Annotated in this window: 5 protein-coding genes; 2 read left to right on the forward strand and 3 right to left on the reverse strand. The window is 48.5% G+C overall.

Annotation, left to right across the window (positions count from 1 at the left end; genetic code table 11):
* Positions 1-148: 148 nt before the first annotated feature.
* From dsbA to ACJHWK_RS23835, 3 genes are all read right to left on the reverse strand, one after another.
* A complete protein-coding gene (gene dsbA / locus ACJHWK_RS23825; protein ID WP_000725337.1) occupies positions 149-775 on the reverse strand; it encodes a thiol:disulfide interchange protein DsbA in 627 nt (208 codons plus the stop codon).
* Between the two features lie 16 nt (positions 776-791).
* A complete protein-coding gene (gene srkA, locus ACJHWK_RS23830; RefSeq protein WP_001065497.1) occupies positions 792-1,778 on the reverse strand; it encodes a stress response kinase SrkA in 987 nt (328 codons plus the stop codon).
* A 76-nt stretch (positions 1,779-1,854) separates the two neighbouring features.
* The gene (locus ACJHWK_RS23835; RefSeq protein ID WP_001295263.1) at positions 1,855-2,124 is read right to left on the reverse strand and encodes a YihD family protein; all 270 of its coding nucleotides are present in this window, start codon (positions 2,122-2,124) and stop codon (positions 1,855-1,857) included.
* Positions 2,125-2,193: 69 nt separating this feature from the next.
* Here ACJHWK_RS23835 and mobA point away from each other — a divergent pair, with 69 nt between their 5' ends.
* Both mobA and mobB read left to right on the forward strand, forming a co-directional pair.
* Positions 2,194-2,778, forward strand: coding sequence for a molybdenum cofactor guanylyltransferase MobA (gene mobA, locus ACJHWK_RS23840; protein WP_001052163.1), 585 nt, complete (start codon positions 2,194-2,196; stop codon positions 2,776-2,778).
* Complete coding sequence (gene mobB, locus ACJHWK_RS23845; protein ID WP_000907614.1) at positions 2,760-3,287, forward strand: molybdopterin-guanine dinucleotide biosynthesis protein MobB; 528 nt, start codon at positions 2,760-2,762, stop codon at positions 3,285-3,287. Before mobA ends, mobB begins: the two co-directional genes overlap by 19 nt.
* Positions 3,288-3,408: the final 121 nt, after the last annotated feature.

Below are 3,408 nucleotides of genomic sequence, written 5' to 3' on the forward strand. Positions count from 1 at the left end.
CAGACCGCAAGGTGTTTTAACAAATCAAAAGGGGTTTTAATAACTGGCTTAAAGCTGAAAGCTTTCCGGAACCCCCAGCCTAGCTGGGGGTTTTCTGTGCACAAAAAAGCCCGTGAATATTCACGGGCTTTATGTAATTTACATTGAGTTATTTTTTCTCGGACAGATATTTCACAGTATCAGCATACTGCTGAACAAAAACATCCATATTGCTGGTATCCATACCCTGCGGATTCAGCTGATATTTACCGTTAACAAACATCGCCGGAACGCCACGCAATTGCACGTCAGCTGCAGCTTTTTCCTGCTGAGCGACCAGGGATTTCACCACGAAGCTGTTCCACGCCGCGTCGTACTCTTCACCTTTAATACCTGCGTTGATAAATACATCGCGGATATCAGATGCTGAACGAATGGTCTGGGTTTTCTGTACGCCTTCAAACAGCGGAACAGTGACTTTGTCTTCCACGCCCAGTGCCATCGCCACTGCCCATGCCTGAGTCAAATCTTTGCCCAGGTCACCACCCATGAAGTTGACGTGGTATTTAGTCATCTTCACGCCTTCCGGCAGTTTTTTCTTCACGTTATCAGAAATATGCAGAACTTCTTCAAACTGATAGCAGTGCGGGCAGAAGAAAGAGAAAAACTCCAGCACTTGCGGCGCGCCAGCTACCGGTTTTTCCAGGGTAGTATACTGTTTACCATCTTCATACTGCGCCGCCGATGCGCTAAACGCTAAAACTAAACCAGCCAGCGCCAGCCAAATCTTTTTCATGATCTACTCTCTCCGATTAATACATAGGTGTTAATTGCAAAGGGGGTTCTTGTAGAACTTTTGCCTGTTCTATAAAAGTCGCCGTCTGTCGCAGCCAGTAATCTTCCCCGGTTAACCACGGGAAATTTTTCGGGAACGCGGGATCAGCCCAACGCCGCATTAGCCAGGCAAGATAATAAACCAAACGCATGGCGCGTAAAGGTTCAATCAGTCCGATTTCAGCGGTGTCGAACTCGCTAAATTCTTCATAAGCTTCAATAATAGTTTCCAGTTGCATCCGCTGCTCGGCTTTATCGCCATTGAGCAACATCCACAAATCCTGAACGGCTGGACCATTACGTGCATCATCCAGATCAACAAACATTGGACCATCGCGCCAGAGAATATTCCCGGCGTGGCAGTCTCCATGTAGCCGCAGAACGGTGAAATCTTCCCGCCAGTGTGCTGTAACGGCGGCGATCAGCTCATCTGTCGCTTTCAGGAATGCCGCTTTCAACCCGGAAGGTATCAGTGTAGCGTCCTCAAACAGCTTGCGTGGCTCAATGAGATATTCATTCAGACCGATGGTCGGGCGATGGATAAAAAGCTGTTTGCGCCCCGTCTGGTGCATACGCCCTAAATAACGCCCAACCGCTTCCATCTGATCGATATTATCAGCTTCGAACTGGCGACCACCGACGCTTGGAAAAACAGCGAAATAAAATCCCTGATGATTCAATAAAGTCTGACCGTTAAAGGCCACAGGCGCTGCGACCGGAACTTCATCGTTAACCAGCTGCAACGCAAATTGATGTTCTTCGAGGATTTGATCGGCAGTCCAACGTTCAGGGCGATAAAATTTGACGACAAAACGTCGACGATCTTCGTCCTGAAATTGATAGACACGGTTTTCATAGCTGTTAAGCGGGGTAAGACCGGAATCCACCCGGATCCCATGCTCAAACAGAGCGTCCATGATGGTATCCGGGTGTAGTGTCTGGAAAGTAAAAGCGCTGTTGTTCATCCCATCATCCGGAAAACATTACGAATGATGAAGGATATCATTTCACGATGATTTTGGTGGCGCCGCTTACAAGCTTTTACTCTTTAATTACGCCGCGAGCGCGTAACAGCGCCGTTTTGAAGTCTTCTTCATAATCTTTCTGCAAACCCGGGATCACCGCATCTTTCGCGGAATCACGCATTTTCAGGTGATAGATCAGAATGTCATCCGTCAAATCCGCCAGTTCGCCGTCAAAACCTGACTCTTTCGCCAGTTTCTGCAAAAATTGCAACAGGTTAAGGTCTGGCTCTTTTTGCCAGGCTGGCTGGAGGAGTTCAATAACTTCATTCAGACGTTTACATTTCATAGTAATGCTCCTTACTCTTGAGACAGACACGTTAGCAGGGTCAATCCCACAATAAAAGAGGCGATATCGGTGAATCTGATGACGACGATAACAGGCGTTGTGCTGGCAGGCGGTAAAGCCAGACGAATGGGCGGCGTAGATAAAGGATTGCTTGAATTAAACGGCAAACCATTATGGCAACATGTCGCTGACGCGCTTATGGCGCAGCTCTCTCACGTCGTGGTTAATGCTAATCGTCATCAGGAAATCTATCAGGCAAGCGGTCTGAAAGTGATTGAAGATTCACTGGCGGATTACCCAGGCCCTCTGGCAGGAATGCTTTCAGTAATGCAGCAGGAAGCAGGCGAGTGGTTTTTGTTTTGTCCGTGCGATACTCCTTATATTCCCGAGGATTTAGCAGCCCGGCTTAATCATCAGCGCAAAGATGCGCCTGTCGTGTGGGTCCATGACGGTGAACGCGATCACCCGACTATTGCTCTGGTAAACCGCGCTATTGAGCCTTTATTACTGGAATATCTGCAAGCAGGAGAACGCCGGGTAATGGCATTTATGCGTCTGGCTGGCGGGCATGCGGTTGATTTCAGCGATCATAAAGATGCATTTGTTAACGTGAATACGCCAGAGGAGCTTGCCCGATGGCAGGAAAAACGATGATACCGTTACTCGCCTTTGCCGCGTGGAGTGGCACTGGAAAAACTACGCTGCTGAAAAAACTGATCCCGGCATTATGCGCCAGAGGGATCCGTCCAGGGCTGATTAAGCATACGCACCATGATATGGATGTTGATAAGCCAGGCAAAGATAGCTATGAGCTGCGCAAGGCTGGCGCGGCACAAACCATCGTTGCCAGCCAGCAACGATGGGCCTTGATGACGGAAACACCAGACGAAGAAGAGCTGGATCTACATTTTCTCGCAAGTCGAATGGATACCTCAAAGCTGGATTTGATTCTGGTCGAAGGGTTTAAGCATGAAGAGATCGCAAAGATTGTGCTGTTTCGCGATGGAGCCGGACATCGACCGGAAGAATTAGTGATAGACAGGCATGTTATTGCTGTAGCCAGTGATGTGCCGCTTAATCTTGATGTCGCATTACTGGATATTAATGATGTTGAGGGGCTGGCTGATTTTGTGGTGGAGTGGATGCAAAAGCAGAACGGATAAGCAAGAGTAGGCTGGATAAGACGCGCCATGAACTGAACCCCAAAACCTGGACAGTTTCAGTTAACCGGCTTTTTGATACTCAGTCCGGTATTCTACCGGGCTGAGTCCCCCAAGACTGAGT

The organism is Escherichia sp. WS547 (assembly GCF_046486065.1).
Taxonomy (GTDB): domain Bacteria; phylum Pseudomonadota; class Gammaproteobacteria; order Enterobacterales; family Enterobacteriaceae; genus Escherichia; species Escherichia coli.

Excerpts from the sequence above, each read along its gene's own strand:
- dsbA (WP_000725337.1), bottom strand. The coding sequence starts at position 775 with ATGAAAAAGATTTGGCTGGCGCTGGCTGGTTTAGTTTTAGCGTTTAGC.
- srkA (WP_001065497.1), bottom strand. The coding sequence starts at position 1,778 with ATGAACAACAGCGCTTTTACTTTCCAGACACTACACCCGGATACCATC.
- ACJHWK_RS23835 (WP_001295263.1), bottom strand. The coding sequence starts at position 2,124 with ATGAAATGTAAACGTCTGAATGAAGTTATTGAACTCCTCCAGCCAGCC.
- mobB (WP_000907614.1), top strand. The coding sequence starts at position 2,760 with ATGGCAGGAAAAACGATGATACCGTTACTCGCCTTTGCCGCGTGGAGT.